This is a genomic window from Streptomyces sp. NPDC058685, assembly GCF_042714725.1.
GTDB lineage: Bacteria > Actinomycetota > Actinomycetes > Streptomycetales > Streptomycetaceae > Streptomyces.
This window is the reverse complement of record NZ_JBHXSL010000006.1, coordinates 142,101-167,274: the sequence shown is the minus strand read 5'-3', so window position 1 is coordinate 167,274 and position 25,174 is coordinate 142,101. Positions and strand designations below refer to the sequence as shown.

Here is a 25,174-nt window from a genome sequence, read left to right as displayed (position 1 = left end):
CATGGGCAGCTCTCCGTACGTGCATCCCCTGCCGTCACCGTCGACGCCGGCGGGCCGTGAAGGCCTGGCCGCGCTTCTGGCCCGTCCCCGCAAGGCGGTCGTCGCCCTCGATTTCGACGGCACCCTCGCCGAGATCGTGCCCGACCCCGAGCAGGCCCGTGCGCACCCCGAGGCGGTGCCCGCGCTGGCTCAGCTCGCGCCGCGGGTCGGTTCCGTCGCCGTCGTCACCGGCCGCCCGGCGGGCGTCGCGGTCCGCTACGGCGGCTTCGCCGGGGTGCCCGGCCTGGAACATCTCGTCGTCCTCGGCCACTACGGCGCCGAGCGCTGGGACGCGGTCACCGGCACCGTGAACACGCCCGCTCCGCATCCGGGCGTCGCCGCAGCCCGCGCCGAACTGCCGGGCTTCCTCGACGAGATCGGTGCCTGGCAGGGCACCTGGATCGAGGAGAAGGGACAGGCGGTCGCGGTCCACACCCGCCGGGCCTCGGACCCGCAGGCCGCCTTCGAGGCGCTGCGCGATCCGCTGGCCGGGCTCGCGGCCCGACACGGTCTGATCGTGGAGCCGGGCCGTATGGTCCTGGAGCTGCGCCCGCCGGGCATGGACAAGGGCGTGGCGCTGGCGGAGTACATGCGCGAGGTGGATGCCGAGGCCGTCCTGTACGCGGGTGACGACCTCGGTGACCTGCCGGCCTACGCGGCCGTGGAGAAGCTCCGCTCGGACGGGGTCCCCGGTCTGCTCGTGTGCTCCGGCACCGCGGTGCCGGAGCTGGCGGAGCGCGCCGATCTGGTGCTGCCGGGCCCCTCAGCCGTCGTGGCGTTCCTGGCCATGCTGGCGCAGCGCCTCTAGCTGGTCGAGGAACCACCGCTGCGGCGGCAGCGCCGTCGCCGCGGTGGCCAGCCGCTTGGTGTGCCGGGCCCGTTCGTCGTGCGGCATGGTCAGCGCCTCGTGGAGCGCGTCGGCGGTGCCGGTCACGTCGTACGGATTGACCGTGACCGCGTCGTCGCCGAGTTCCTCGTAGGCGCCCGCCTCCCGGGAGAGCACCAGTGCGCAGCCGTCGTCGGAGACCACCGGGATCTCCTTGGCGACGAGGTTCATGCCGTCGCGGATGGGGTTGACGAGAGCGACGTCGGCCAGCCGGTAGGCGGCCAGCGAGCGGGCGAAGTCGTCCTGGACATGGAGGACGACCGGGGTCCAGCCGTCCGTGCCGTATGCCGCGTTGATCTCGTCGGCGACCCGCTGGACCTCGGCCGTGTAGTCGCGGTAGACCGCGAGGTCCTGCCGGGAGGGGTAGGCGAAGGCGACGTGGACGACGCGCTCGCGCCATTCGGGCCGGGTGTCGAGCAGATGCCGGTAGGCGAGCAGCCCGCGGACGATGTTCTTGGACAGTTCGGTGCGGTCCACCCGCACGATCGTCTTCCGGTCCGGGCCGATCTGCTCGCGCAGGGTGGCCATGCGTTCGTCGACGTCGGCCTCGTGGGAGCGTGCCCGCAGGAAGTCGGCGTCGGCGCCGAGTCCGTGCACGGCCACCTCGGTGGTCCGCGCGGACTTTCGTCCGGTGCGGGCGTGCTCCACGTACAGCCGTGGATGGCCCCCGCTGGGGAACTGTGGGGCGGCTTCCCCGAGCCGGTCGGCGCAGGACATGAACGCGGTCGCCCACCGCGAGGTCAAAAACCCCAGCCGGTCGGCGCCGAGCATGCCCCACAGCAGCTGTTCGGCGATGTCGTCGGGCAGCATCCGGAAGTAGTCCACCGGCGCCCACGGGGTGTGGGAGAAGTGGCCGATGCGCAGGTCGGGGCGCATTTCGCGGAGCATGCCGGGCACCAGGCACAGGTGGTAGTCCTGCACCAGCACCGCGGCGCCCTCGTCCGCGTGCTCGGCGAGCGCCTCGGCGAAGGCCCGGTTGTAGCTCTCGTACGCGCCCCACTGGCGGCGGAACTCGGCGTCGAAGGCCGGCTCCAGCGGGGTCTGGTACAGCATGTGGTGGACGAACCACAGCACCGAGTTCGCGATGCCGTTGTACGCGTCGGTGTGGACGGCCTCGTCGATGTCGAGCATCAGGACCCCGTCGGCGCCCTCTCCGCGCCGGACCGCCTCGCGGTCGCCGTCGCCGAGCGCGGCGCACACCCACAGGGCGTCCGCCTCGGACCCGATGGCGGAGAGTCCGGAGACCAGGCCGCCGCCGCCGCGCTTGGCGTCGAGGCTCCCGTCGTCCTTCAGGGTGTACGAGATGGGGCCGCGGTTCGACGCGACGAGGACCTGCGCAGCGGAATGCTCGGAGACCATGTGGCGAACCTAGCCCGTCCTGTAATCCCTCAAACGTGCGTACGCCCGGCTCCGCCCCTCACTGGTCACGGCGTCCGCGGGTGGCGGCGACGGCGACGACACCGGCTGCGGTGAGGCTGAGGGCGAGGCCGCCCAGCAGCCACAGGCGTTCGGTGCTGTGCCCGCCGCCCCCGGCGATCGTGGTGACCGGCGGCGCCATGCCGACCGTCGTCGCGATGACGACGGCCAGCGTGCCGAGCATGGTGGTGAGCCTGAGCGCTCCGCGTCGGGAGCCCGTCCTGCGCTGGGTATCCGGAGACTGTGCATCCATAAGTGCGATATTCATGCAAGATGTCCGGTTGTCTTCGGTTATGCCGCGCGACGCGCCGCGTACTCACCGATCTCGCGCATCGGCGGGCGCTCCTCGGTGTCCACCGGGTGTGTCCGCGGGACGAAGCCGTCCGAGCCCCGCTCGAACTGGGTCAGCGAGGGCCGCACCAAGTGCCCGCGGGAGAGCCTCAGTTGCGCCGTGCGGTAGATCGCGGCCGCCATCCTGCCGAGCGCCTGTCCGTCCTGGTGGCGGTGCCGGCGCTCTCCCACGTCCACCTGCGCCAGCGCGTCCAGGCCGACGGTGTGCAGCGCGTCGACGAGAAGCCCCAGCTCCACGCCGTATCCGACGGGGAAGGGCAGCCGCTCCAGCAGCGAGCGGCGAGCCGCGTACTCCCCGCCCAGCGGCTGGACGAACCCGGCCAGCTGCGGCCAGTGCAGATTGAGCAGCGGGCGCGCCACCAGTTCCGTCACCCGGCCGCCCTGGCCGGCGACGTCGCCCAGGGGCCGGTCGTACATCGCCTTCACGAACTGCACGTCCGGATCGGTCAGCAGCGGGCCGACGATCCCGGACACGAAATCGGCCGAGAACTCCCTCAGGTCCGCGTCCACGAAGCAGACGATGTCGCCCCGCGTCACCATCAGCGAGCGCCACAGCACCTCGCCCTTGCCGGGGGCAGCCGGGATGCGGGGCAGGATCGCGTCCCGGTGGACCACCCGCGCGCCCGCGGCGGCGGCCACCTCGCCCGTGCGGTCGGTGGAGCCCGAGTCGATCACCACCAGCTCGTCCACGAGGGGAAGGGGCCCGGACATCAGCTCGCGCCGGATGACGGTGACGATCTGCCCGACCGTCGCCTCCTCGTTCAGGGCGGGGAGCACCACGCTGACCGTGGCGCCCTGCTTGGCCGTGACCAGCCGGTCCACCGGGCGGTCCGCCGCCGACCAGGACCGCCGGGACAGCCAGCGCTCCACCTCTTCCAGCACAGGATCTCCATCTCGCGGATCGGACGACCATCTCAACCGTCCGGGGTGTCGGTTACAGTCTTGAACAACGCGCGGGACCGTCGCATGCCGGGGGTCCCCACGCCGACAATCGAATACCGCTCATCCAGAGGGGCAGAGGGATACGGCCCGTTGAAGCCCCGGCAACCCTCCAGCCGGTCTCCGTTGCGCCGCCCGTCCAAGGGACGTGGCAGCCACCGCGAGGCTCCCGGCTAGGGAAGGTGCCAAGTCCGTCTCGTGACGAAATGCGTCACGGGGAAGATGAGGAGAAAGGGCCTCGCCACCATGGCTGTGCAGACTGTCGCCAGCACCACCCCCGTCGACCTGGGACCGGCCGCGGCGCTCTCGTGCCGCGAATGCGGGGAGCGTTTCGAACTCGGCCCGATCTTTGCCTGCGCCTCGTGTTTCGGGCCGCTGGAAGTCGCCTACGACCTCCCGAGCGGCGACCCCGAAGGGCTGCGGAAGCGGATCGAGGCGGGTCCGGACAACATCTGGCGGTACGCGCCGCTGCTGCCCGTGCCGGCCGATGTGGCCGACAAGCCGAACATCAACCCCGGCTTCACCAAGCTCGTCAAGGCCGACAACCTCGCCCGTGAGCTGGGCGTGACCGGCGGTCTCCACATCAAGGACGACTCCGGCAACCCGACGCACTCCTTCAAGGACCGTGTCGTCGCGATCGCCGTCGAGGCCGCCCGTGCCTTCGGCTTCACCACGCTCTCCTGCTCCTCCACCGGCAACCTCGCGGGCGCGGTCGGCGCCGCCGCCGCGCGCGCCGGCTTCCGCTCCTGCGTGTTCATCCCGCACGACCTGGAGCAGGGCAAGGTCGTCATGGCCGCGGTGTACGGCGGCGAACTGGTCGGCATCGAGGGCAACTACGACGACGTCAACCGCTTCTGCTCCGAGCTCATCGGCGACCCGCTCGGTGAGGGCTGGGGTTTTGTCAACGTCAATCTTCGGCCGTATTACGGAGAGGGCTCCAAGACCCTCGCCTACGAGATCTGCGAGCAGCTCGGCTGGCGGCTGCCCGACCAGATCGTCATCCCGATCGCCTCGGGTTCGCAGCTCACGAAGATCGACAAGGGTCTCCAGGAGCTGATCAAGCTCGGCCTGGTCGAGGACAAGCCGTACAAGATCTTCGGCGCTCAGGCCGAGGGCTGCTCGCCGGTGTCGACGGCCTTCAAGGCCGGGCACGACGTGGTCCGTCCGCAGAAGCCGAACACCATCGCCAAGTCGCTGGCGATCGGCAACCCCGCCGACGGCCCGTACGTCCTCGACATCGCGCGCCGCACGGGCGGCTTCGTGGAGGACGTCGACGACGAGCAGATCGTCGACGCGATCAAGCTGCTCGCCCGTACCGAGGGCATCTTCGCCGAGACGGCGGGTGGCGTGACTGTGGGTGTGACGCGGAAGCTGCTCGAGGCGGGCGTGCTCGACCCGGCGCTCACCACCGTCGTGCTCAACACCGGCGACGGTCTCAAGACCCTGGACGCGGTCGCGCCGACCACCGGCCCCAGCGCGACCATCCGCCCGAGCCTGGACGCGTTCCGCGACGCCGGCCTGGCCGGCTGACACCCCCGAGACTCAAGGAAGGCACGCAGCATGAGCGTCAACGTCCGCATCCCCACCATCCTCCGCACGTACACGGGCGGCCAGGCCGAGGTCCCGGCGGAGGGCGCGACGCTCTCCGAGGTCATCGCCGACCTGGAGAAGAACCACACCGGTATCGCCGCCCGTGTCCTGGACGACCAGGGCAAGCTGCGCCGCTTCGTGAACGTCTACGTCAACGACGACGACGTCCGTTTCGAGCAGGGTCTCGAGACCGCCACGCCCGACGGCGCCGGCATTTCGATCATCCCCGCCGTCGCCGGCGGCTGATACGCACCGTCACCGCTGTTGCCCCCTCCGCGAGAGAAGCGGAGGGGGCAATTCTGCATGGTTGAGCGCGGTACAGTTGGGGAAGTCCCCGCCGCTGCCCGTGCCCGCCGCATATGAGAATGCGCCCTGGCGCGACAAGAAGCAGCCAATGTGGGCGATCAAAATGCCTCTTAAGTGTCATTTGCCGGGCCCGAGTTGCCCTGGATCTTCTTGAATTAGCGTCAAAGGTCCGTTCCCGCGCGCCCAGATTTCTCGTCCGATTGACCTGTTGCAGAGGGCAGTTGGACAGATACATTCAGCCGCGGTCGACGCGTTCCGGCGCACATCCCGAGGGCCTCCTTCCACCTCTGGCGGAGGGAATTCTCGGCGGTGAGGTATGACCCGGGTCCGCGAAGTGCGGTCCTGTGCAAGGGCCAGTAATAGGGGAGTTAGGCATGGCTCAGGGCACCGTCAAGTGGTTCAACGCGGAGAAGGGGTACGGCTTCATCGCGGTCGACGGTGGTGCGGATGTTTTCGTCCACTACAGCGCGATCCAGATGGACGGCTACCGCACCCTGGAGGAGGGTCAGCGAGTCGAGTTCGAGATCTCGCAGGGCCAGAAGGGTCCGCAGGCGGACATGGTCAAGCTCGCCGTCTGATCTCGGCGCGATCGGCCACCGACGCACTCACGCGACACTCACGAGGGGCCCGCATCCCACCAGGGAGGCGGGCCCCTCGTGCATGCCCGGGGCGGGCGGATTCGAACCCGCCGCCCCTCGTCGGGGCTTCGTCGAAGCCGCTTGCACTCGAGGGGGTCGAGTGCTAATCATTGGCGTTAGCACTCTGCAGGTGAGAGTGACAACTTTATGGACCGGGCCGGTGAGGTCCGAGGGCCGTCGGGGCAAGGAACCGTACGGCTCTCAGGCCGTCCGTCGCGGGCGCCAGCGCGGTCCGGAAGCAATCCTCCCCCGTAGCCCTGCGGGCGCGGGGGGACCCCCAAGTCCGGGAGGACCACTTCACATGGCCAAGATCATCGCGTTCGACGAGGAGGCACGGCGCGGTCTCGAGCGCGGGATGAACCAGCTCGCCGACGCCGTCAAGGTCACCCTTGGCCCCAAGGGTCGCAACGTCGTCCTCGAGAAGAAGTGGGGCGCCCCCACGATCACCAACGATGGTGTGTCCATCGCCAAGGAGATCGAGCTCGAGGACCCGTACGAGAAGATCGGCGCCGAGCTGGTCAAGGAAGTCGCCAAGAAGACGGACGACGTCGCCGGTGACGGTACGACCACCGCGACCGTCCTCGCCCAGGCGCTCGTCCGCGAGGGCCTGCGCAACGTGGCGGCCGGCGCCAACCCGATGGCCCTCAAGCGCGGCATCGAGCGTGCCGTCGAGGCCGTCTCCGGCGCCCTGCTGGAGCAGGCCAAGGACGTGGAGACCAAGGAGCAGATCGCTTCGACGGCCTCCATCTCCGCCGCCGACACCCAGATCGGCGAGCTCATCGCCGAGGCGATGGACAAGGTCGGCAAGGAAGGCGTCATCACCGTCGAGGAGTCCCAGACCTTCGGTCTGGAGCTGGAGCTCACCGAGGGTATGCGCTTCGACAAGGGCTACATCTCGGCGTACTTCGCCACCGACATGGAGCGTATGGAGGCGTCGCTCGACGACCCGTACATCCTGATCGTCAACTCCAAGATCGGCAACGTGAAGGACCTCCTTCCGCTGCTCGAGAAGGTCATGCAGTCCGGCAAGCCGCTGCTGATCATCGCGGAGGACGTCGAGGGCGAGGCCCTTTCCACCCTGGTCGTCAACAAGATCCGTGGCACCTTCAAGTCCGTCGCCGTCAAGGCCCCGGGCTTCGGCGACCGCCGCAAGGCGATGCTGAACGACATCGCCATCCTCACGGGCGGCACGGTCATCTCCGAGGAGGTCGGCCTCAAGCTCGAGAACGCCGGCTTGGACCTGCTGGGCCGCGCCCGCAAGGTCGTCATCACCAAGGACGAGACCACGATCGTCGACGGTGCCGGTGAGAGCGACCAGGTCCAGGGTCGCGTCAACCAGATCCGTGCCGAGATCGAGAACAGCGACTCGGACTACGACCGCGAGAAGCTCCAGGAGCGCCTCGCGAAGCTGGCCGGCGGCGTGGCCGTCATCAAGGCCGGTGCCGCGACCGAGGTCGAGCTCAAGGAGCGCAAGCACCGCATCGAGGACGCGGTGCGCAACGCCAAGGCCGCCGTCGAGGAGGGCATCGTCGCCGGTGGTGGCGTGGCTCTGCTCCAGGCTTCCTCGGTCTTCGAGAAGCTCGAGCTCACGGGCGACGAGGCGACCGGCGCCAACGCCGTGAAGCTCGCGCTGGAGGCCCCGCTCAAGCAGATCGCCGTCAACGGTGGTCTCGAGGGTGGCGTCATCGTCGAGAAGGTCCGCAACCTGCCCGTCGGCCACGGTCTGAACGCCGCGACCGGTGAGTACGTCGACATGATCGCCGAAGGCATCATCGACCCCGCGAAGGTGACCCGCTCTGCCCTGCAGAACGCGGCCTCCATCGCGGCGCTGTTCCTCACCACCGAGGCCGTCATCGCCGACAAGCCGGAGAAGGCCTCCGCGGCCGCTCCGGGCGGCATGCCGGGCGGTGACATGGACTTCTGATCCTTCACGGATCGGACCCGTCCTTGACCGAGGGCGGCACCTCTCTCCCAGGAGGTGCCGCCCTCGGGCGCGTTGTGGGGCGCCCGGCTCGCCCCGTCTGAATGTGGCCTCGGCCGGGGAAGGGTGTGCCGTTGTCGAGGATGGACATGCCCACGGCCCTGCCGGACCGGTTCGGTGCGGTACCGCGGGTGGGTGCCGGACGTCGTCCACCGCGGGCGCGGCCCCTACGGGCCGGGTGGGGCAAACCCCCCTGGGAACAGGCCAGGAGGCACCGTGGGAGCCGGGCGCCGGTTCCGCGAGGGTCATCACATGCGAATCCTCGGCAGTACGACATCCGGCTTCACCGCGGCGGCGCTCACCCTCCCGGTCCTGGCGACGACGCTCCTCGCCCTCCCGGCGCCCGCGTCGGCCTCAACTCCCCGGCCGGACCCGGCAGTCCGCTGGGAGAAATGCACCGGTACGGGACTCGACCCGCGCCAGGAGTGCGCGGACATCTCCGTACCGCTCGACCACGCGAAGCCCCGCGGGCCGCGGATCACCCTCGCCGTCTCCCGCATCCGCAGCGAGAGCCCCGACAGACGACGCGGCACCCTGCTGATCATCCCCGGAGGACCCGGCGGCTCCAGCATCAACGATCCCTCGGGCAAGGGGAAGAAGCTGCCCCAGTCGGTGCGCGACGCCTACGACATCGTGGGCTTCGACCCGCGCGGCGTCGGCCGCAGCACACCGGTGAGCTGCGGCCTCACCCACGACGATCTCTCCCTGGTGAACGTCAGAGGGTGGCCCGCCGCGGACGGCAGCATCGACAAGAACACCGAGACCGCCCGCCGCCTCGCCGCCGCCTGCGCCACGAACGGGGGCGAGGTGATGCGCAGCATCAGCACCCGCAACGAGGCCCGGGACATCGACCGCATCCGGCAGGCACTCGGCGAGCGCAGGCTGTCCGCCTGGGGTCTGTCGTACGGGACGTACGTGGGAGCCGTCTACGCCCAGATGTTCCCCCACCGCACCGACCGCTGGGTCCTGGACAGCAGCGGCGACCCCGACCCGAAGCGGGTGGCCCGCGGCTGGCTCGCCAACTACGAGATCGCCGTCGAGGACGCCTTCCCCGACTTCGCCGCCTGGGCCGCGGACCCCGCCAACCCCGACCGCCTCGCCGCGACGTCCGCCGAGGTCCGGCCGATGTTCCTCGCGCTCGCCACCCGCCTCGACCGTGCACCGATCCCGTGGGCCGGCGCCAACCCGGCGGAACTCAACGGCAACGTCCTGCGGCAGACCCTGCTGGACAGCCTCTACTCCGTCACGCGATTCCCCGCGCTGGCCAAGCTGATGGCCGCCGCCCGCGACGGCCGCGAACTCCCCGCCGCGAACACGCCCCCGGACCAGGTCATGCAGAACTCGGTCGCCGTCACCGGTGCCACCATCTGCAACGACGTCGACGCCTGGCCGGCCACCGACCCGGCCCCCTACGCCCGTGACGTCGCCAGGAGCCGCGCGCAGTACCCCCTCACCGCGGGCATGCCCAGGAACATCTGGCTGTGCGCCTTCTGGAAGGACAAGCCGCGCGAGCGGCCCACCCGCATCACCCCGGACGGCGGCCCCTCGAACGTCCTCATGATCCAGACCCGGCGCGACCCCTCCACGCCGCTCGCCGGTGCGCTGAAGATGCGCGAGGCGTTCGGCGCGCGGGCCCGGATGGTCACGGTCGACACCGTGGGCCACGGTGCCTACGTCGCCAACGGCAACGCCTGCGGGGACGACGCCGTGACCACCTTCCTGCTCACCGGTGAACGCCCGGCACGCGACAAGGCCTGCTAGTCGCGCTGCAGACCGGCGACGAAGGCGGACCAGGCGGCGGCTCTGAACACGAGTTCGGGGCCGCCGTTGTTCTTGGAGTCACGTACGGGAACGACCCCGGGCGTGCTGTCGGCGACTTCGAGGCAGTTGCCGCCACTGCCGTCGCTGTGGGTCGACTTGCGCCAGGTGGCCATCTCCAGGCAGTTGCCGCCGTCGCCGCCGCTGTAGCTGGACTTGTGCCAGACCGCTGTTGCCAGGTCGAACTCAGGGTTGCTGATCCTCATGTGCGTAATCCTCCGCCACTGACGAGATCAAGGCCAAGGACGTTTCCGGTGACAGTGCGGTGGCCCCGACCAGATCGTAGGACAGTTCGTGGCGAGTGACCGTGGCCGGATCGTCCACCAACTGGCCGGTGCCCAAACCGTTTACGTAGGCGAGCGGTGGCGCATCGGGGAACGTCATGAGTTTGAGACCGCCATCAGAGGCCGCGTGCGCACCCGCCTCGAACGGCATCACCTGCACGATGATCCGGTGCCGCCGCGCCAGTTCCACGACGTGCTCCAGCGCCTCCGCCATAACTGCCGCCCCGCCGACCTGCCTCCGTAAAACCGCCTCGTCCAGAACCGCCCACAACTGAGGCTTTGTTGGATGGGTCAGCAGCCGCGCCCGGTCCAGCCGGGCCTCCACCAGCTCGTCGATGACGTCCTGGGTCGCCGTCGGCTGGTACGCCCGGAACACCGCCCGCGCGTACGCCTCCGTCTGGAGCAGCCCCGGCACCAGCAGCGGCGCGTACTCCCTGATCGTCGTCGCGGTCGCCTCCGCTTCCGCCGCCTCGGCGAAGTGGTCCGGGTAGCGCGACTTGTTGGACACCTCGCAGTTGCGGGTGAAGAACCCGTTCGTCCCGAGGATCTCGTCTATCTGGTGCGCGTACTCGGGCAGCATCCGGCGCGTGCCCGCCTCCATCTGGCCGATGTACGAGCCGCTGACGAACAGTGGTCTGCCCAACTCGTCCTGGGTGAGCCCCGCTTGGTCACGTGCGTGGCGCAGCTCGGCGCCCAGCAGGGCGCGGGGGGATGAGGAGGGATCGAGATCCTTGGGTCCTGGCAAGGCAACTCCCTGGCCGACAGGTCGCGTTGTTGGGCCGTCGTCACTGTTCAGGCTAGCCAGTGACGGACACGCTGGGTGAGGAAAGCAAACACTGAGTGTGGAGGTGCCTGGTCATGGTGGTGCGTTCGGCGGAGCGGCTGCGGGCCGCCGAGGAGGTGGTGGCCCAGTTGCGGCAGGGCCTCGACGTGGTGTCGGTGACGCTGCCGTCGTTGCGGGTCGATCTGGTGTCGCTGGCGAGTTCGGCGCCGTATCCCTTGGTGGAGCTGGGGCGTTGCAACCTCGACACCGCGCTGCGGCTTGCGGCGGTGCTTCAGGGGCTGGAGAAGTGAGCGGGCAGGTGCCGGAGGCGGGCACGTACGCCGTCGATGTCCGGGACGGGCGCGTGGGGCTGGTCATGGGCCGCGTCGGTACCTGTGTGCAGCTGCGGCCCGTGGGCGGCGGGCGGGAGTGGGACTGCCCGCCCGAGGACGTACGGCCGGCGCCGCCCGCCGAGGTGCTGAGGGCACGGGTGCGGCAGCTCAACGCGGAGGGCCGGCTGCCGTGAACGGGTGGTGAGGGTGGCTCGGGCGTTCTCATGCTTCTCTCACCGCGCACTCAACCGGCCATCACGCCACCCGCCTAACTTCCAGCCATGTTCTTCACCTACCTCCGGCGCGAACTGCGCCGCCGCAGAAAAGCGGCGCTCGTCGTCGCTTCGGGACTCGCTCTCGGAATCGCGCTGGTCATCGTGGTCAACTCGGTCTCGTCCGGGATGAATCGCGCCCAGGACAAGGTCCTGGAATCGCTGTACGGGCTGGGCACGGACATGACCGTCACCAAGGCCGCCGCGCCGCCCGGGGAGGGCGAGACGACGCGGCGGCCCCGGTTCGAGTTCGACGCGCAGGACGACGACGACACCGCCGATCAGGCACGGGACCTGGTGATGGTCCAGGGCTTCGAGACGCTTGCCTCGTCGACCGTCGCGCAGGTCGGCAAGCAGGACGGCGTGGGCGACGCCGTGGGCGGACTGAGTGTGCGGGTCATGAAGGTCAACGGGCAGTTCAGGCGCGGCGAGGCCGTTCCCGCACAGCCGCGACAGGGCGGACCCGGTGGCGGTACCGGCGGTGGTGGCGAAGTGCAGGGCGGCGGGGCCGCCTTCGACGTCGACTCGTACACCGCGTACGGGACGGACGTCACCGAGCAGGACCTCGGCCCGCTGACCTCTTCGAAGATCACCTCCGGGCGTACGTTCAAGGCGACCGAGACCAACGCCAAGGTCGTGGTGCTCGACAGCGCGTACGCCAAGGAGAAGAATCTCGGCGTCGGCAAGACGCTCACCATCTCCAAGGTCCCGTACCAGGTCATAGGTATCGCGACGGCCGACAGCGGGGACGCCGCGGCCAACGTGTATCTGCCGCTCACCCAGGCGCAGTCGCTGGCCGGCGCCAAGGACAAGGTCACCACGGTCTATGTCCGGGCGAAGGACTCGCAGCGGATCGACGCGGTGAAGCAGACCATCCGGAAGAACATCTCGGGGACGACCGTGACGACATCGGCTGATCTGGCCGACACCGTCTCCGGGTCCCTGTCCACCGCGTCCGACCTCGCCTCGGGGGTCGGCAAGTGGCTGTCGATCCTGGTGCTCGTCGCCGCGTTCCTGGTCGCCGGGCTGCTGACCTCGTCCGCGGTGAGCCGGCGGGTGCGGGAGTTCGGGACGCTGAAGGCCCTGGGGTGGAAGAGCGGCCGGGTGACCCGGCAGGTGGCCGGGGAGGCCCTGGCCAACGGGCTGTTCGGCGGCGCGCTCGGCATCGCGCTGGGGCTCGCCGGAGCGTGGCTGATCACGACCTTCAGTCCGACGCTGACCGCGCAGCTCGGCGGAGGCGGGGCGGGCGGTGGCCGGATGTTCGGCGCCGGTCCGGCGGTCCAGGGCGGCCCCGGCTCCACGTCCCGTGCGCTCGACATCGCGCTCACCGCGCCGGTCTCGCTCACCACGATCGGTCTCGCCGTCGCGCTCGCCGTGGCGGGAGGACTCGTGGCGGGCGGCTTCGGCGGCTGGCGCGCGTCCCGGCTCCGCCCCGCCGACGCGCTGCGCCGCGTCGAGTGACGCGGTGACCGCAGCAGCCCTTCTCATCCATGTGCAACAGGAGTTGATGATGTACGAGCTCAGTGGCGTCACCAAGCGCTACCGGCGCGGCAAGGACACGGTGCACGCGCTGGCGGGCGTGGACCTCACCATCGAGGACGGCGGACGGCTGGTCATCCAGGGTCCGACCGGCGGCGGCAAGTCGACGCTGCTGCAGATGCTCGGCGGGCTGGACCGGCCGTCGGAGGGCAGCGTGGTCCTGGACGGGACGGATCTCGCGAGCCTGCCGGAGGCGCGGCTGACCCGGGTCCGTGCGGAGAAGATCGGGTTCGTCTTCCAGAGCTTCAATCTGATTCCCACGCTCACGGCGCAGGAGAACGTGGAGACCGCGCTGGTGCCGCTCGGCCTGAAGACGGCCGAGCGGCGGGAGCGGGCCGCGGAGGCGCTCGGCTCGGTGGGGCTCGGCGAGCGTCTGAGACATCTGCCGGGTGAGCTGTCGGGCGGTCAGCAGCAACGGGTCGCGATAGCGCGCGCGTTGGTCAAGCGGCCGGCGGTGCTGCTGGCGGACGAGCCCACGGGGAACCTCGACGAGTCGATGCGGGACGAGATCATGGAGGTGCTGGAGTCCCTGTGGCAGGAACACGCCTTCACCTTCGTGATGGTGACGCACGACTCGGCGCTGGCGGGGCGGGCGAGGCGGGTGGCGGTGATTCGTCAGGGGAGGGTGACGATGGAGGAGCGTGCGGCAGCGGGGTGAGGTTTCCGGCTGGGCCTGGATGTGCGGGCCCTGCCCTGTCCGGGCTGGATGTGCGGGTCAGGCAATTCCAGCCCGTCCGGCGTTTGAGGACACGCCCGCAGGGTGTGCCGTGCGACGAGAGGTGCGGGTGGTTGGCCGGGGCGCTGCCCCGGGCCCCGCGCCTCAATCGCCGGCGGGGCTTGATTTTGGTCCCGCGCCTCATTCGCCGGCGGGGCTTGATTTTGTGCGGCCGCACATAGGTGGCGGGGCTTCATTTTGTGCGGCCGCAGGCCCCGGCGGGGCTGGATGTCGTCAGACGCCCGCCGGGCTGAACTCCCGCTGCTCGGCGTCCGGCGCAGCCTCCGCCGGCGCCGCGTTCAGGTCCGTCAGCATCTGCTTCGTGAAGCCGAACCAGTACGTCGCCAGGAAGCCCACCGCGTACCCGGCCAGCAGCCCTCCCGCGTAGATCGCGATCGTCTCGCCCAGGCCCTTGTTTCCGTCGACCAGCGGGAACAGGGCCCAGCCCGACGGGCCGATGGCCGTCGAACCGACCTTGTCGCCCAGCATGTTGAACAGGCCCACGAAGCCTCCGCCGAACGCGCCGCCGACGCAGGCCGTGATGAACGGGCGGCCCAGCGGGAGCGAGACGCCGTAGATCAGGGGCTCGCCGACACCCAGGACACCCGCGGGGAGCGCGGACTTGATGGTGTTGCGGATCGAGGTGTTGTGCGGGAGACGGGCGTACACCGCGACCGCCGCGCCGACCTGGCCCGCGCCCGCCATCGCCAGGATGGGGAGCAGGACCGTGAAGCCCTGCTGCTCGATGAGCGTGGCGTGGATGGGGATCAGCGCCTGGTGGAGGCCGAGCATCACCAGCGGGAGGAAGAGTCCGCCGAGGACGAAGCCGGCGCCCGCTCCGCCGCTGGCCAGCAGCCAGTTGGCGAAGTCGCCGATGGCCGTGGAGATCTCACCGGCCACGAACATCAGGCCGAAGATGGTGACCAGGCCGGAGACGAGGACGGTCAGCGTCGGGGTGACCAGGACGTCGAGGGAGGCCGGCACCACGCGGCGGCACCACTTCTCGACGTACACCGCGAGGATCGCCGCGGCGAGCGCGCCCAGTACTCCGCCCTGGCCGGGGGAGAGCTTCTGGCCGAAGGCCTCGATGTTGGCGACGCCGGGGAAGACGATGATCGCGGCGACCGCGCCGCCGAGGATCGGGGTTCCGCCGAACTCCTTCGCGGTGTTGTAGCCGACGAAGACCGCGATCAGTGCCATGAAGCCGCTCGCCATGGCGGCGAGCGCGGGGGTGACGGACGGCAGCCAACCCAGGTTGATGAGCAGGCCGTTGAGACCGGCGATGATGCCGCAGCCGATGAGGGCGGGGATCAGCGGGACGAAGATGTTCGCGATCTTCCGCAGGAAGAGCTTGAACGGGGTGGAGTTGCGCGACTTCCGCTCCGCCCTGATGGCCGCGCCCCGGTCGGCGAGCGCTTCCGCGGTGACCGGAGCCTCCGCGATCAGTGCCTCGAACTCGGGGGTGACGCGGGCGACGGTGCCCGGTCCCAGCACGATCTGGTAGGTGTCGTCGTCGACCACCCCCATGACGGCGGGCAGCGCGGTGAGTTCCTCGTCCCGGACGAGGGAACGGTCGCGCAGACCGAGGCGGAGACGGGTCATGCAGTGGGCGACGGACGTGACGTTGGCGGCGCCTCCGACGAGGGGGAGGATCGCTGCCGCCGTCGCCTTGTGATCGATCGTGCTCATGGTGCGGGTGCCTTGCTGTGCGGGGGCGGGGGACGTGCCAGGGAGGGGCGGATCAGAGAGCGGACTGGAGTGCGGCCCGGAGGTGGCCCCGTGATTCGGTGAGGAGACGGCGGGCGGTGGCGGCGTCCACACCGGCCAGGATGGTCAGGATCGCCTCCTTGACCTCGCCGTCCGTGGCGGCGAGCGCCGCCTCGATCTCCTCGTCGGCCGCTTCGGTGGCGAGCGCCACGATCCGCCGCGACCGGGCCCGCAGCTTCTCGTTGGAGGCGCGGACGTCGACCATGAGGTTTCCGTACGTCTTGCCGAGCCGGATCATGGTGATCGTCGAGATCATGTTGAGGACGAGCTTCTGCGCCGTACCGGCCTTCAACCGTGTCGATCCGGTGAGCAGTTCGGGTCCGACGACGACCTCGATGCCGTGGTCGGCGGCCGCGGCGAGTGCGCTGTCCGCGTTGCAGGAGAGTCCGACGGTCAGTGCGCCGAGGGCGCGTGCGTGCTCGACCGCGCCGATGGCGTACGGGGTGCGGCCCGACGCGGAGATCCCCACGACGGTGTCGTCGGCGGTCAGCCGGAGCCCGTCCAGGTCGGCGGCGGCCAGCTCCTTGCTGTCCTCCGCGCCCTCCACGGCCTTGACCATGGCGGAGGGGCCGCCCGCGATCAGGCCCAGCACCTCGGAGGGGTCGGTGTTGAACGTGGGCGGGCACTCGCTGGCGTCCAGCACGCCGAGGCGGCCCGCCGTGCCCGCGCCCGCGTACACCAGCCGCCCGCCGCGGGACATGCGCTCCGCGGTGGCGTCGATGGCGGCGGCGATCCGCGGCAGCTGGGCGGCGACCGCGTCGGGCACGGTGCGGTCCTCGCCGTTCATGATGCGGGCGATCTCGAGGGTGGACTGCTGGTCGATGTCGGCGAGCTCCGGCCGGAACGCCTCGGTGGTGAGCGTGGCCAGCTGAGCGCGGAGTTCGCCGTATGCGGGCGACGTGGAGGTCATGGAGGTGCGGCTCGGCTTTCTCATGAGGGGGGTGATCAGCGGGAGCGCGGGCTGTGCCGGTGCGCGAGGGCCTCGTAGGAGGCGGCGAGGGCAGGGGCCGCCGTCTCGTACGTGCGCTGCGCGACGCCTATGAACAGGCAGTCGACGACGAGGAGCTGACTGGTGCGCGAGGACATCGCGGCCGGGCGCAGCTCGCTCTCGCGCGCGGTGGACGTGGTCAGTACGTGGTCGGCGTACTGCGAGACGGGTCCGTCCGGGCGGCCGGTGATCGCGACGGTGGTCGCCCCGCGGTCGAAGGCGACCCGCAGCGGCTCGATGACGTCGCCGGTGGAGCCCGAGTGGGTGATCGCGATGGCCACGTCGCCGGAGCGCAGCTGCACGGCGTTGGTGACGGCGAGGTGGGGGTCGCTGTGGGCGTGCGCGATGAGGCCGATGCGCAGCAGCTTCTGGGCGAGGTCCATGCCGACGAGCGAGGAGGCGCCGACGCCGTAGATGTCGATGCGGCGAGCGGTGGCCGCGGCGGAGACCGCCGCGCCCAGCTGGACGGTGTCGAGCCCGGCGGCGGTGTCCGCGAGGGTCTGCTGCTCGTCGTAGGCGAGCTTGGTGACGACGTCCGCGATGGGGTCGTCGACGGCGATGTCCGCGGTGACGCTGGGGGCGCGGCCGGACTGCTGGTGGGCGGCCAGGCCGGCCAGCGCGAGGCGCAGGTCGCGGTATCCGGGGTAGCCGAGGAGACGGGCGGTGCGCACCACGGTGGCCTCGCTGGTGCCCGTGAGCTCCGCGAGACCGGTGACCGTGAGGGCCGCGCAGCCCGCCGGGTCCTCGGCGACGGCTTCGGCGACCCGCTGCATGGAGCGGGTCATGGACGGCGTGAGCGTCCGCACCTTCGCCGCGAGGGCGGCGGGGGCGGGCGGAGCGTCGCCGCTGAAAATTTCCTTCACTGGATTGGTCACCTCTGAAAGATATTTTCGCTTTTCGCCGGTCGTCAACCCCCCTCCGCGGCGGAGAGCTGGGCGGATGCGTCACATCGGGCCCCCGGACGTGGGGCCGGTTGGGTGACAATGTCTGCATGGACGACGCCAACCCGATCGAGCAGGCCCTGCACACGGCGCGCTCTCTGGTCCTCGCCGACCTCGCCGCCCGCGATGTGGCCGACGCCGCGGTGGTGTCGCTGGTCGAGGAGGCCGTGACCCACCGCCGCTGGTGGGTGGAGCAGTGGCCGGAGGGCGTCGAGTACGTCGCCGGTCTGGTCGCGCAGGATGTCCAGGACTCGCTCCTGGAGCGGTACGGCCGATGGCCGCTGTGCCCGGTCTGCGACGCCGGTGACCCGCATGCCCTCGACGTGGAGCCGGAGCTGGGCGCGGACCCGCACTGGGTCTGCGGCAAGGCGGGCGTGGTCGTGGCCCGGGTCGGCGGTCTGGCATGACGGTGTACATCGACCCGCCGACATGGCCGGGCCACGGCCGTATGTGGTCGCACCTGATCAGCGACGTCTCGTTCGCGGAGCTGCACGCGTTCGCGCAGTCGATCGGCTGCCCGGCCACCGCCTTCGAGCGGGATCACTACGACGTCCCCTCGCACCGCTACGGGGACGCGGTGGCGGCGGGCGCGGTGCAGGTGTCGAGCCGTGAGGTGGTCGGCCTGCTGACGGGGGCGGGGCTGCGGCGGCCGAAGGGCCGCGCGGTCTGAGCGCCGGACCGGCTGCGGGGCTGCGGCCGGAGGCGGTCACCGAGGGGTGTCCGCCGCGCGGTCACCACAGGTGTCCGCCGTGCGGCCGGATGAGTGTGCCCGCGCCGGCGCGTCAATCGGTGCTCGGGCGGCAGACGCCGACCCCGGGCACGGTGCCGGACACGTCCGCCGTCTCGTGTCGCGTGGAGGAGGCGATCACGCGCGACCTGCCGTGCAGTCGCAGTGAGATCCCGACCAGGGCCAGCGCGGCGATCGTCATCGCGGCGCCCGCCCACGCCGTCGAGGCGAAGCCGAAGTCCGCGTCGATCACCGTGCCGCCCAGCCAGGGGCCACCGGTGTTGCCCACGTTGAACGCGGCGGTCGTCGTCGCGCCCGCCAGCGTGGGCGCCGCGCCCGCGACGTTGAACATGCGGGCGTTGAGGGCCGGGGCGGTGAAGAAGGCCGAGAAACCGAGCAGCAGCGTGAGCACGACGGTCGCCGCCGGGTTGGGCGCGAACAGCGCCAGCGCCGCCAGCAGGACCGTCGAGGCGGTGATGCCGCTCAGCAGGACACCGAAGAGGTGCGCGTCGGCGACCCGGCCGCCCACCGTCGTACCGATCAGCGCGCCGATCCCGAAGAGGGCGAGCACGCTCGGCACCCAGCCGGCGTCCAGGCCCGAGACGTCCGTGAGCAGGGGCGCCAGGTAGGAGAAGGCGCAGAAGACACCGCCCGCCGCGAGTGCGGTGATCGCCACGGAGAGCCAGACCTGACGGTCGCGGTAGATCGACAGCTCACGTCGCAGCCGCGGCTTCTCGTCGGGCAGCGGGATGCGCGGGATCAGGGTCACGACACCGGCCAGCGCGATCGCGGAGGCGGCGGCGACGGCCCAGAACGCGGAGCGCCAGCCCAGGTGCTCCCCGAGGAACGCTCCCGCCGGGACCCCGAGGACGTTGGCTATGGAGAGCCCGCCGATCATCACGCCCATGGCGCGGGCGCGCGAGGTGAAGGGCACCATCGCGATGGCGACCGCGGCGCCGACCGCCCAGAAGCCCGCGCAGGCGAGGGCGCTGACCACCCGCGACGCGAAGAGGATCTCGTACGTCGGTGCCAGGGCACCCGCGATCTGGCCGAGTCCGAAGAGGGAGATCAGGGTGACGAGCGTGGTCTTGCGGGGCAGCCGCAGGGTGGCCACCGCGAGCAGGGGCGCGCCGACGACCATGCCGATCGCGAAGGCCGAGATGAGCAGGCCGGCCCGGGGGATGGAGACGTCCATGTCGTCCGCGATGGGCGGCAGCAGCCCGGAGAGCATGAACTCGCTCGTCCCGAGCGCGAAGACGGACAGCCCCAGGATGTAGACGGCGAGGGGCATACGGGAACGGCGCTCGGCGGATTCGGGCATGACAGCAGCAACGACCTGTATCGCTGATTGCATTCCCGCAGGGGTCGGGGCCGTGCCGATGCGGCGCTCAGCCGGCGGCGCCGAGCAGCTCCAGCTCCGTCCCGAGGTTGCGGCGGGCGGCAGGTTCCCACACGCGTTCGCCGTGCGGGGTGTGGAACAGCCGTGGCAGCTCCAGCAGTTGGCGCAGTACTGCGGCGCGGCCCGTACGGAAGGCGTCCTCGGGGACGAAGCCGTACTCCTCGCGCACCGCTGCGGCATAGGCGGCGTACGGTTCCGGGCCGGAGGCCAGGATCGCCAGATCCGCGTCGCACAGCACCGCGCCGTTGGCGTCGGAGTCGTCCGGGGCGTGGGTGATGGTCAGGCGCACCAGGCGGGCGACCTCCGCGGTCGCCTCGGGGGAGAGGCCGGCCTCGGGAAGGGCGCGTTCGGCGAGGCGGGCCGACCGCTCCTCGTTCTCGGAGCGGTCGGGGAAGTACACCGCGTCGTGGAACCAGGCCGCGAGGCGCACCAGATCCGGGTCGGCCGCGTGCTCGGCGAGCGTGTCGATGTGGTCCAGGACCGCGGTCAGATGCGCGGTGGTGTGATAGCAGCGCTGCGGTTCGGCCCAGCGTGCGAGTAGATTCTCGGCGTACGGCAGGGGGTCCGGCGCGTTCGCCGAGGACGGGCCCCGGCGGGCGGCGAGCAGGGCCTCGGTCCAGCGTTCGCGGAGATCGGCGGTCATGTGCCGACTGTAGTTCGTGCCCTTCGCGTCCCGCCGGGCCGATCCCGGCCCCTGGAGGCGTTCGCCGCGATGCGGTTGGCTGGGCGCATGGAATCTGTACGCGATCCCGAGCTGCCCGGCCTGTTGCTGCGCACCGAGCGCGACGCCCTCGTCCCGCTGCTGCGTGCCCGCCCCGACGACGACTTCGCCCTGCGCACCTGCTGCCCCGGCTGGACGGTGCGGCATGTGCTGGCCCACTGCAGCTCGGCGCTGACGCGCGTGGTGGACAACCGTTTCGAGGAGGGCGTCTTCACGCCCGCGTCCAACGACCGCGACATCGCCGAGCGTGCGGAGTGGACCAACGCCCGCGTCGTCGACGAGCTGGAGCGCGGGATGACCGAGGCGGGCGAGGTCATGGCCGCCGCCGGACACGGGATGCTGGACAAGATCGCGCTCGGCGAGTGGGTGCACGCCGGTGATGTGCGGGCGGCTCTCGGGGAGCCCGGGGCGTACGAGGGGGAGGGGATGACCCATGCGCTCGCCCTGCTGGCCGCCCTGACCCGGGCGCACAAGTCGCTGCCTCTGCTCGCCCGGCTCGACGGGCACGACGCACCGCTGGTGCTCGGCTCCGACAGCCCGGAGCCCGCCGTCTACAGCGGGTCGGCGGCCACCCTGGTCCGGCTGGTGGCGGCCCGGCCGCTGACCGGGACGCGCTACGAGCTCACGGGGGCGACGGAGCAGGAGCTGGTCTTCTTCGACTGACACGGGCAGTGCGCCGCCACCGGCTGCTTTCGCTGCTCCTGCCTCTGCGGCGGAGTGAACTGGCCATACCGGGAGATAATGGGATCAAAGGCATGTGTGTCGACCAGTGAGGCGGAGGCAGACGCCATGATCGCAGTGATGATCGTTTTCGGGCTCATCCTGGTGTGTCTCCTGGCGGGGGCCATGTGGTGGGACGGCAGGCGCCGGGAGCAGCTCGTTCCGCCGCTCCCCGAGGAGCAGCCCACGGCGCCCGACCACCGCGAGCACATCGAGGAGGTCCGCGAGGAGGACGACGACACCTTCCCGCACAAGGGCGACGACCGGCTCCTTCCGTACAACATGCGCACGCACAGCACCCACAGCACCGGCAAGGGGCCCGACGAGCGGCCGCTGCACGGGAAGAACGCGCACAGCGGCTCGTTCGGCAGCGGCGGCCTCGGGGGCTGAGTCCCCGTCGGGGCCGCGCCCGGGCGCGGCCCCGCGTCGGCTCCCGCTCGCGCGGGGTGCGTGACCAACGGCTCACATCGCGTCCGACCAGTGGCTTATGCCCCTATGGGGTACTTCACGCGGTATGCACACCCCCCGCCGGCGGTTCGGCCGGCGCGGATCCTCGGGTGCAGCTGCTTTCGTGGTACATGCGCATTACGCTGGCATTGGACTAGACCTATATGAGCCGTCTCCCTGGAGGATGGGGTCACATGAGCAACCGTGCAGTCCTGGAGGTGATCGCTCTGGACGCGCAGGACGCGGTCGCGGCGCAGTCCGGAGGAGCGGACCGGCTGGAGTTGGTCACCGACATGGCGGCGGACGGGCTGACCCCGTCGCGGGAGACCTTCGCCCGCATCCGTGACGCCGTGGACATCCCGCTGCGCGTGATGCTCCGCCTCGCGGACGGCTTCTCGGCGGGCTCGCCGGCCGACGTGGACTCCCTCGTCCGGGCGGCGGGCGGCCTGCGGTCCGAGGGCGCGGACCAGTTCGTGCTGGGCTTCCTCGACGAGGCAGGCAACCCGGACCTGGTGACGGTGGAGCGGCTGATGGCCGAACTGCCCGGCTGCCGCTGGACCTTCCACCGCGCGATCGACCGCGCGGCCGACCGGGACTCGTTGCGCAAGCAATTGGCAGACCTGCCGGGCCTGGACACATATCTGACCGCGGGATCGCCCGACGGGGTCGACGACGGCCTGGCGACTCTGCTCTCGGAGGCCCGGAGGTCGGGCGAACCGGGCTACGAGCCGCAGATCCTGGTGGGCGGCGGGCTGCGGCTGGAGCATCTGCCGGTACTGCGGGAAGCGGGCGTGGAGGCGTTCCACATCGGCGGGGCGGCGCGGCCCGACGGCTGGGAGAGGCCGGTGGCGCCCGCCGCCGTCGAGGAGTGGCGCCGGGCGCTCGACGCGTAGGTCGTTCCCCGGCTCGCGTCCGGCGGACGGACCCGCGCCCCCATCGGGCGCGGGCCGTCCCCGTTAGGCGAGTTGGGCCGGCAGCGGCGACCGGTGCAGCACGGTGAGGCCCGAGACCGCGCGGGTCAGGGCCACGTACAGCCGGCGCAGGCCCGTGCGCTCGTCGGGTTCGGCGGCGACCACCGACGACGGGTCGTCCAGTACGACGTAGTCGTACTCCAGACCCTTCGCCAGCGACGCCGGGACCAGCGTGAGCCGGGACGTCAGGGTCGTCTCCGAACCCGGGGTGAGCCAGGTCAGGCCCGCCGCGGCGAGTGCCTCGCTCAGCGCCGGGATGCGGCCGTCCGCCGCGATGAGACCGATCGAGCCCTCGTGGCGCAGCGATTCCTCGCACGCCGCCACCACCGCCGCGTCCAGGTCCGTCACCTCACGGATCGTCAGCGAGCCGGGTGACTCCCGCACGGAGCTCACCTCCCGCAGCCCGGGCGACATGTGCGGGAGCAGCCGGGAGGCGTACGCAATGACCTCGCGCGGCACACGGAAGCCCGCCGTCAGCTCCTCCACCACCGCGTCCGGCTTGCCGAGGTGGAGCAGTGCCTCCTGCCAACTCCCCGTCGCCCAGGGGGTGGTTCCCTGCGCCAGGTCCCCCAGCACGGTGGCGGAGCCCGTCGTGCAGCGCCGGCCCACCGCGCGGTACTGCATCGGGGAGAGGTCCTGCGCCTCGTCGAGGACCACATGACCCAGCGAGTGCGTCCGCGCCACCAGGTCGGTCGCCTCGTCGATCAGCACCGCGTCCGCCGACGACCACCGCGCCGTCCGCAGACTCCGCGGCGGCTTCTGCCACAGGATTCTCTTCTGTTCGTCGGGGGTCAGCACACCCTCCGCGTGCGCGGCCAGGAAGTCCGCGTCGGACAGCAGCCGCAGCACCAGTTTCGCCGGGTCCACCGGCGGCCACATCGCCTTGACGGCCGCCTTCACCGCGGGGTTGCGCGCCACCGCGTCCTGCACGCGGTCGTCCGGAGCCTCGCCCGCCTGTTCCATACGGACCAGAACCGTGTGCGCGATGCGCTGCGGCAGAGCCTCCCGCGCGGCGCCGTAGCGGATGTCGCGGTCCAGCAACTCGCGGACGATCTCCTCCAGTTCGTAGGCGGGCACCCGCCACCGCCGGGAGCCGCGGACGACCATCAGCGGCTCGGTGGGGAGCGTGACATGGGAGCGGACGGCCCTGCGCAGCACCTGGGCCATCCTCGCGTCACCCTTGACGACCGCGGTCGCCGCCTCGTCGGTCCCGCGTACTTCCACATGCGCCACGAGATCGTCGACGGTCGCCTGCTTCACCTCCAACTCGCCGAGGGCCGGGAGCACTTGCTCGATGTAGTGGAGGAAGGACCGGTTCGGCCCGACGACCAGCGTGCCCGTCCTCGCCAGCCGCTCCCGGTGCGCGTACAGCAGATAGGCCACCCGGTGCAGGCCGACGGCCGTCTTGCCCGTGCCGGGGCCGCCCTGCACACAGACGGTGCCGCCGAGGCCGGACCGTACGATCTCGTCCTGCTCCGGCTGGATGGTCGCGACGATGTCCCGCATCGGGCCCACGCGCGGCCGTTCGATCTCCGCCTGGAGGAGCCTGCTGGTCCGTTCCGCCTCGGCCGGATCGCTCAGATGCTCGTCCTCGTACGCCGTGAGGTCGCCGGCCGTGTAGCCGAAGCGCCGCCGCAGTGCCACGTCCAGCGGGTCCTTCTTCGACGCCCGGTAGAACGGCTGCGACACGGGCGCCCGCCAGTCGACGACCATCGGATCGCCGTCCACGTCGTGCACATGGCGGCGGCCGATGTAGAAGCGCTGCCCCTCCTGTGTGGTGTGGAGGTAGTCGACGCGGCCGAAGAAGAGCGGGGTGTGGGAGAGGTCGGCGAGCGCCTTGATGCGCTCGTCGATCTGCGCCTCCAGCACCGCCGCGTTCACCCAGTTCGCGGTGACGTCCTTGATGTCGAGGGCCTGGACGTCCTCCCGCATGGCGCGCAGGGCGTCGCGCGAGGCGGAGAGATGGGCACGTTCACGCGACAGGGGGTCGGTGTCGGCAGAGTCGGGTACAGGGGCGTGCGCGGGCACGGGTCGCCTCCGGCGGCTACGGCAGGGATCTGGGCAGGCAGACCACCCGGTTTCCGACCGGGCGGTGGCGCTCCTCAGCGGGAGGCGGGCAAGACGGAGGAGTCTAATCAGCGCGGTGGGCGCGGGCGACCGAATTTCGCGCGAGGGCGACGCGGGGCGGCGCGAGCACGACGCCCGGCCGTGCGAGTACTACGCGAGAGCGTCCTCCCCGTAGGGGACGGCCTCTGTCTGGAGTCGTACGCGCGCATCCGCAGGGTTCAGTCCATGGATCGATGTTCTGCGCGCGCGGGAATCCCATCATGGAGGTATGAGTACAGCGACCTTCACCCCAGCAGCCCATGTCCCTCCACCCCATCACGGAGCCACCGCGACCGGAGTCCCGCACTCCCCGCACCGCGTCGGCAACGCCCTGCGTGCCGTCAAGGTCTTCGCCGAGGCCGTCTTCAGCGTCGCCGTCCTCGGTGAGTACGCGGAGGAAGCAGGCGTCCGCCGCCGTTGATCCACTAGGGTCGCGGCCGTGAAGTACCGGAACGTGACCCCTCGTACACTCACCGCAGTCACCTCGATCGCGCTCGCCGTCTCCCTCGCCGCGCTCG

The 25,174-nt window shown here is 71.0% G+C and carries 27 protein-coding genes and 1 riboswitch; of the genes, 16 read left to right on the top strand and 11 right to left on the bottom strand.

Annotated features, from left to right (window positions below):
• The first annotated feature begins 1 nt into the window (after position 1).
• Complete coding sequence (gene otsB / locus ACFWU3_RS07870) at positions 2–847, top strand: trehalose-phosphatase (protein ID WP_384432775.1); 846 nt, start codon at positions 2–4, stop codon at positions 845–847.
• On the opposite strand, the gene ACFWU3_RS07865 is transcribed toward otsB, so the two are convergent.
• The 3 genes from ACFWU3_RS07865 to ACFWU3_RS07855 all read right to left on the bottom strand — a co-directional run bounded on the left by ACFWU3_RS07865 (position 803) and on the right by ACFWU3_RS07855 (position 3,574).
• Positions 803–2,284: a trehalose-6-phosphate synthase gene (locus ACFWU3_RS07865; RefSeq protein ID WP_384432772.1), complete on the bottom strand. Its 1,482-nt coding sequence runs from the start codon at positions 2,282–2,284 to the stop codon at positions 803–805. The two genes, otsB and ACFWU3_RS07865, sit on opposite strands and share 45 nt — an antisense overlap.
• A gap of 58 nt (positions 2,285–2,342) precedes the next feature.
• Positions 2,343–2,525: a hypothetical protein gene (locus ACFWU3_RS07860; protein ID WP_384432769.1), complete on the bottom strand. Its 183-nt coding sequence runs from the start codon at positions 2,523–2,525 to the stop codon at positions 2,343–2,345.
• Positions 2,526–2,632: 107 nt separating this feature from the next.
• Positions 2,633–3,574 (bottom strand): glucosyl-3-phosphoglycerate synthase, encoded by a 942-nt coding sequence (locus tag ACFWU3_RS07855; protein ID WP_384432765.1) that lies wholly within the window; start codon positions 3,572–3,574, stop codon positions 2,633–2,635.
• 117 nt (positions 3,575–3,691) lie between these two features.
• A riboswitch (SAM riboswitch) is annotated at positions 3,692–3,860 on the top strand.
• A 17-nt stretch (positions 3,861–3,877) separates the two neighbouring features.
• Between ACFWU3_RS07855 and thrC the strand changes: the two genes are divergently transcribed.
• The 5 genes from thrC to ACFWU3_RS07830 all read left to right on the top strand — a co-directional run bounded on the left by thrC (position 3,878) and on the right by ACFWU3_RS07830 (position 9,907).
• Entirely contained in the window at positions 3,878–5,161 is a 1,284-nt protein-coding gene (thrC, locus tag ACFWU3_RS07850; RefSeq protein ID WP_384432762.1) for a threonine synthase, read from the top strand.
• A 30-nt stretch (positions 5,162–5,191) separates the two neighbouring features.
• Positions 5,192–5,467, top strand: coding sequence for a MoaD/ThiS family protein (locus ACFWU3_RS07845; protein WP_313945617.1), 276 nt, complete (start codon positions 5,192–5,194; stop codon positions 5,465–5,467).
• A 434-nt stretch (positions 5,468–5,901) separates the two neighbouring features.
• Positions 5,902–6,105, top strand: a complete 204-nt coding sequence (locus ACFWU3_RS07840; RefSeq protein ID WP_005315736.1) for a cold-shock protein — start codon at positions 5,902–5,904, stop codon at positions 6,103–6,105.
• A 361-nt stretch (positions 6,106–6,466) separates the two neighbouring features.
• Positions 6,467–8,089 (top strand): chaperonin GroEL, encoded by a 1,623-nt coding sequence (groL, locus tag ACFWU3_RS07835; protein ID WP_313945618.1) that lies wholly within the window; start codon positions 6,467–6,469, stop codon positions 8,087–8,089.
• A 309-nt stretch (positions 8,090–8,398) separates the two neighbouring features.
• Positions 8,399–9,907 (top strand): alpha/beta hydrolase, encoded by a 1,509-nt coding sequence (locus ACFWU3_RS07830; RefSeq protein WP_384432757.1) that lies wholly within the window; start codon positions 8,399–8,401, stop codon positions 9,905–9,907.
• Here ACFWU3_RS07830 and ACFWU3_RS07825 read toward each other — a convergent pair.
• Positions 9,904–10,170, bottom strand: coding sequence for a DUF397 domain-containing protein (locus ACFWU3_RS07825; RefSeq protein ID WP_384432754.1), 267 nt, complete (start codon positions 10,168–10,170; stop codon positions 9,904–9,906). The genes ACFWU3_RS07830 and ACFWU3_RS07825 overlap by 4 nt on opposite strands.
• On the bottom strand, positions 10,151–10,993 hold the full coding sequence (locus tag ACFWU3_RS07820) for a helix-turn-helix domain-containing protein (RefSeq protein ID WP_384432751.1): 843 nt from the start codon (positions 10,991–10,993) through the stop codon (positions 10,151–10,153). The genes ACFWU3_RS07825 and ACFWU3_RS07820 overlap by 20 nt, the downstream gene beginning before the upstream one ends.
• A 113-nt stretch (positions 10,994–11,106) precedes the next feature.
• Here ACFWU3_RS07820 and ACFWU3_RS07815 point away from each other — a divergent pair, with 113 nt between their 5' ends.
• From ACFWU3_RS07815 to ACFWU3_RS07800, 4 genes are all read left to right on the top strand, one after another.
• Entirely contained in the window at positions 11,107–11,322 is a 216-nt protein-coding gene (locus ACFWU3_RS07815) for a hypothetical protein (RefSeq protein WP_313945623.1), read from the top strand.
• Positions 11,319–11,537, top strand: a complete 219-nt coding sequence (locus tag ACFWU3_RS07810) for a hypothetical protein (RefSeq protein WP_313949148.1) — start codon at positions 11,319–11,321, stop codon at positions 11,535–11,537. The genes ACFWU3_RS07815 and ACFWU3_RS07810 overlap by 4 nt, the downstream gene beginning before the upstream one ends.
• A gap of 87 nt (positions 11,538–11,624) precedes the next feature.
• A complete protein-coding gene (locus ACFWU3_RS07805) occupies positions 11,625–13,076 on the top strand; it encodes an ABC transporter permease (protein WP_384432747.1) in 1,452 nt (483 codons plus the stop codon).
• Between the two features lie 49 nt (positions 13,077–13,125).
• Entirely contained in the window at positions 13,126–13,812 is a 687-nt protein-coding gene (locus ACFWU3_RS07800; RefSeq protein WP_384433069.1) for an ABC transporter ATP-binding protein, read from the top strand.
• A 291-nt stretch (positions 13,813–14,103) separates the two neighbouring features.
• Here ACFWU3_RS07800 and ACFWU3_RS07795 read toward each other — a convergent pair whose 3' ends face one another.
• Genes ACFWU3_RS07795 through ACFWU3_RS07785 form a run of 3 tightly spaced genes read right to left on the bottom strand, consistent with a single transcriptional unit; the run spans position 14,104 to position 17,499 of the window.
• A complete protein-coding gene (locus tag ACFWU3_RS07795; RefSeq protein ID WP_384432744.1) occupies positions 14,104–15,558 on the bottom strand; it encodes a PTS transporter subunit EIIC in 1,455 nt (484 codons plus the stop codon).
• A gap of 52 nt (positions 15,559–15,610) precedes the next feature.
• Entirely contained in the window at positions 15,611–16,570 is a 960-nt protein-coding gene (murQ, locus tag ACFWU3_RS07790; protein ID WP_356703948.1) for an N-acetylmuramic acid 6-phosphate etherase, read from the bottom strand.
• Between the two features lie 11 nt (positions 16,571–16,581).
• Complete coding sequence (locus tag ACFWU3_RS07785) at positions 16,582–17,499, bottom strand: MurR/RpiR family transcriptional regulator (RefSeq protein WP_313945628.1); 918 nt, start codon at positions 17,497–17,499, stop codon at positions 16,582–16,584.
• 116 nt (positions 17,500–17,615) lie between these two features.
• On the opposite strand from ACFWU3_RS07785, the gene ACFWU3_RS07780 reads away from it, so the two are divergent.
• Positions 17,616–17,972, top strand: a complete 357-nt coding sequence (locus tag ACFWU3_RS07780; RefSeq protein WP_384432742.1) for a hypothetical protein — start codon at positions 17,616–17,618, stop codon at positions 17,970–17,972.
• On the top strand, positions 17,969–18,235 hold the full coding sequence (locus ACFWU3_RS07775; protein ID WP_384432740.1) for a DUF4031 domain-containing protein: 267 nt from the start codon (positions 17,969–17,971) through the stop codon (positions 18,233–18,235). Before ACFWU3_RS07780 ends, ACFWU3_RS07775 begins: the two co-directional genes overlap by 4 nt.
• Positions 18,236–18,347: 112 nt before the next feature.
• On the opposite strand, the gene ACFWU3_RS07770 is transcribed toward ACFWU3_RS07775, so the two are convergent.
• On the bottom strand, positions 18,348–19,583 hold the full coding sequence (locus ACFWU3_RS07770) for a Cmx/CmrA family chloramphenicol efflux MFS transporter (protein ID WP_384433066.1): 1,236 nt from the start codon (positions 19,581–19,583) through the stop codon (positions 18,348–18,350).
• 97 nt (positions 19,584–19,680) lie between these two features.
• The gene (locus tag ACFWU3_RS07765) at positions 19,681–20,334 is read right to left on the bottom strand and encodes a hypothetical protein (RefSeq protein ID WP_384432737.1); all 654 of its coding nucleotides are present in this window, start codon (positions 20,332–20,334) and stop codon (positions 19,681–19,683) included.
• An 87-nt stretch (positions 20,335–20,421) separates the two neighbouring features.
• Here ACFWU3_RS07765 and ACFWU3_RS07760 point away from each other — a divergent pair, with 87 nt between their 5' ends.
• The 3 genes from ACFWU3_RS07760 to ACFWU3_RS07750 all read left to right on the top strand — a co-directional run bounded on the left by ACFWU3_RS07760 (position 20,422) and on the right by ACFWU3_RS07750 (position 22,472).
• Positions 20,422–21,075 (top strand): maleylpyruvate isomerase family mycothiol-dependent enzyme, encoded by a 654-nt coding sequence (locus tag ACFWU3_RS07760; protein ID WP_384432734.1) that lies wholly within the window; start codon positions 20,422–20,424, stop codon positions 21,073–21,075.
• Positions 21,076–21,153: 78 nt separating this feature from the next.
• Complete coding sequence (locus ACFWU3_RS07755; protein ID WP_328861014.1) at positions 21,154–21,522, top strand: DUF6479 family protein; 369 nt, start codon at positions 21,154–21,156, stop codon at positions 21,520–21,522.
• Between the two features lie 251 nt (positions 21,523–21,773).
• Positions 21,774–22,472, top strand: coding sequence for a copper homeostasis protein CutC (locus tag ACFWU3_RS07750; protein WP_384432731.1), 699 nt, complete (start codon positions 21,774–21,776; stop codon positions 22,470–22,472).
• 63 nt (positions 22,473–22,535) lie between these two features.
• Here ACFWU3_RS07750 and ACFWU3_RS07745 read toward each other — a convergent pair whose 3' ends face one another.
• On the bottom strand, positions 22,536–24,578 hold the full coding sequence (locus tag ACFWU3_RS07745; RefSeq protein ID WP_384432728.1) for a HelD family protein: 2,043 nt from the start codon (positions 24,576–24,578) through the stop codon (positions 22,536–22,538).
• A gap of 307 nt (positions 24,579–24,885) precedes the next feature.
• Here ACFWU3_RS07745 and ACFWU3_RS07740 point away from each other — a divergent pair, with 307 nt between their 5' ends.
• Entirely contained in the window at positions 24,886–25,077 is a 192-nt protein-coding gene (locus tag ACFWU3_RS07740) for a hypothetical protein (protein WP_384432725.1), read from the top strand.
• Positions 25,078–25,174: the final 97 nt, after the last annotated feature.

What these genes read in the sequence shown, in the direction of transcription:
- ACFWU3_RS07825 (WP_384432754.1), bottom strand. Translation starts at nt 10,170, where the DNA reads ATGAGGATCAGCAACCCTGAGTTCGACCTGGCAACAGCGGTCTGGCAC.
- ACFWU3_RS07805 (WP_384432747.1), top strand. Translation starts at nt 11,625, where the DNA reads ATGTTCTTCACCTACCTCCGGCGCGAACTGCGCCGCCGCAGAAAAGCG.
- ACFWU3_RS07800 (WP_384433069.1), top strand. Translation starts at nt 13,126, where the DNA reads ATGTACGAGCTCAGTGGCGTCACCAAGCGCTACCGGCGCGGCAAGGAC.
- ACFWU3_RS07830 (WP_384432757.1), top strand. Translation starts at nt 8,399, where the DNA reads ATGCGAATCCTCGGCAGTACGACATCCGGCTTCACCGCGGCGGCGCTC.
- ACFWU3_RS07795 (WP_384432744.1), bottom strand. Translation starts at nt 15,558, where the DNA reads ATGAGCACGATCGATCACAAGGCGACGGCGGCAGCGATCCTCCCCCTC.
- ACFWU3_RS07860 (WP_384432769.1), bottom strand. Translation starts at nt 2,525, where the DNA reads ATGCTCGGCACGCTGGCCGTCGTCATCGCGACGACGGTCGGCATGGCG.
- ACFWU3_RS07760 (WP_384432734.1), top strand. Translation starts at nt 20,422, where the DNA reads ATGGAATCTGTACGCGATCCCGAGCTGCCCGGCCTGTTGCTGCGCACC.
- ACFWU3_RS07780 (WP_384432742.1), top strand. Translation starts at nt 17,616, where the DNA reads ATGGACGACGCCAACCCGATCGAGCAGGCCCTGCACACGGCGCGCTCT.
- ACFWU3_RS07770 (WP_384433066.1), bottom strand. Translation starts at nt 19,583, where the DNA reads ATGCCCCTCGCCGTCTACATCCTGGGGCTGTCCGTCTTCGCGCTCGGG.
- ACFWU3_RS07845 (WP_313945617.1), top strand. Translation starts at nt 5,192, where the DNA reads ATGAGCGTCAACGTCCGCATCCCCACCATCCTCCGCACGTACACGGGC.
- ACFWU3_RS07865 (WP_384432772.1), bottom strand. Translation starts at nt 2,284, where the DNA reads ATGGTCTCCGAGCATTCCGCTGCGCAGGTCCTCGTCGCGTCGAACCGC.
- groL (WP_313945618.1), top strand. Translation starts at nt 6,467, where the DNA reads ATGGCCAAGATCATCGCGTTCGACGAGGAGGCACGGCGCGGTCTCGAG.
- ACFWU3_RS07815 (WP_313945623.1), top strand. Translation starts at nt 11,107, where the DNA reads ATGGTGGTGCGTTCGGCGGAGCGGCTGCGGGCCGCCGAGGAGGTGGTG.
- ACFWU3_RS07750 (WP_384432731.1), top strand. Translation starts at nt 21,774, where the DNA reads ATGAGCAACCGTGCAGTCCTGGAGGTGATCGCTCTGGACGCGCAGGAC.
- otsB (WP_384432775.1), top strand. Translation starts at nt 2, where the DNA reads ATGGGCAGCTCTCCGTACGTGCATCCCCTGCCGTCACCGTCGACGCCG.
- ACFWU3_RS07755 (WP_328861014.1), top strand. Translation starts at nt 21,154, where the DNA reads ATGGGATCAAAGGCATGTGTGTCGACCAGTGAGGCGGAGGCAGACGCC.
- thrC (WP_384432762.1), top strand. Translation starts at nt 3,878, where the DNA reads ATGGCTGTGCAGACTGTCGCCAGCACCACCCCCGTCGACCTGGGACCG.
- ACFWU3_RS07840 (WP_005315736.1), top strand. Translation starts at nt 5,902, where the DNA reads ATGGCTCAGGGCACCGTCAAGTGGTTCAACGCGGAGAAGGGGTACGGC.
- ACFWU3_RS07765 (WP_384432737.1), bottom strand. Translation starts at nt 20,334, where the DNA reads ATGACCGCCGATCTCCGCGAACGCTGGACCGAGGCCCTGCTCGCCGCC.
- murQ (WP_356703948.1), bottom strand. Translation starts at nt 16,570, where the DNA reads ATGAGAAAGCCGAGCCGCACCTCCATGACCTCCACGTCGCCCGCATAC.
- ACFWU3_RS07740 (WP_384432725.1), top strand. Translation starts at nt 24,886, where the DNA reads ATGAGTACAGCGACCTTCACCCCAGCAGCCCATGTCCCTCCACCCCAT.
- ACFWU3_RS07775 (WP_384432740.1), top strand. Translation starts at nt 17,969, where the DNA reads ATGACGGTGTACATCGACCCGCCGACATGGCCGGGCCACGGCCGTATG.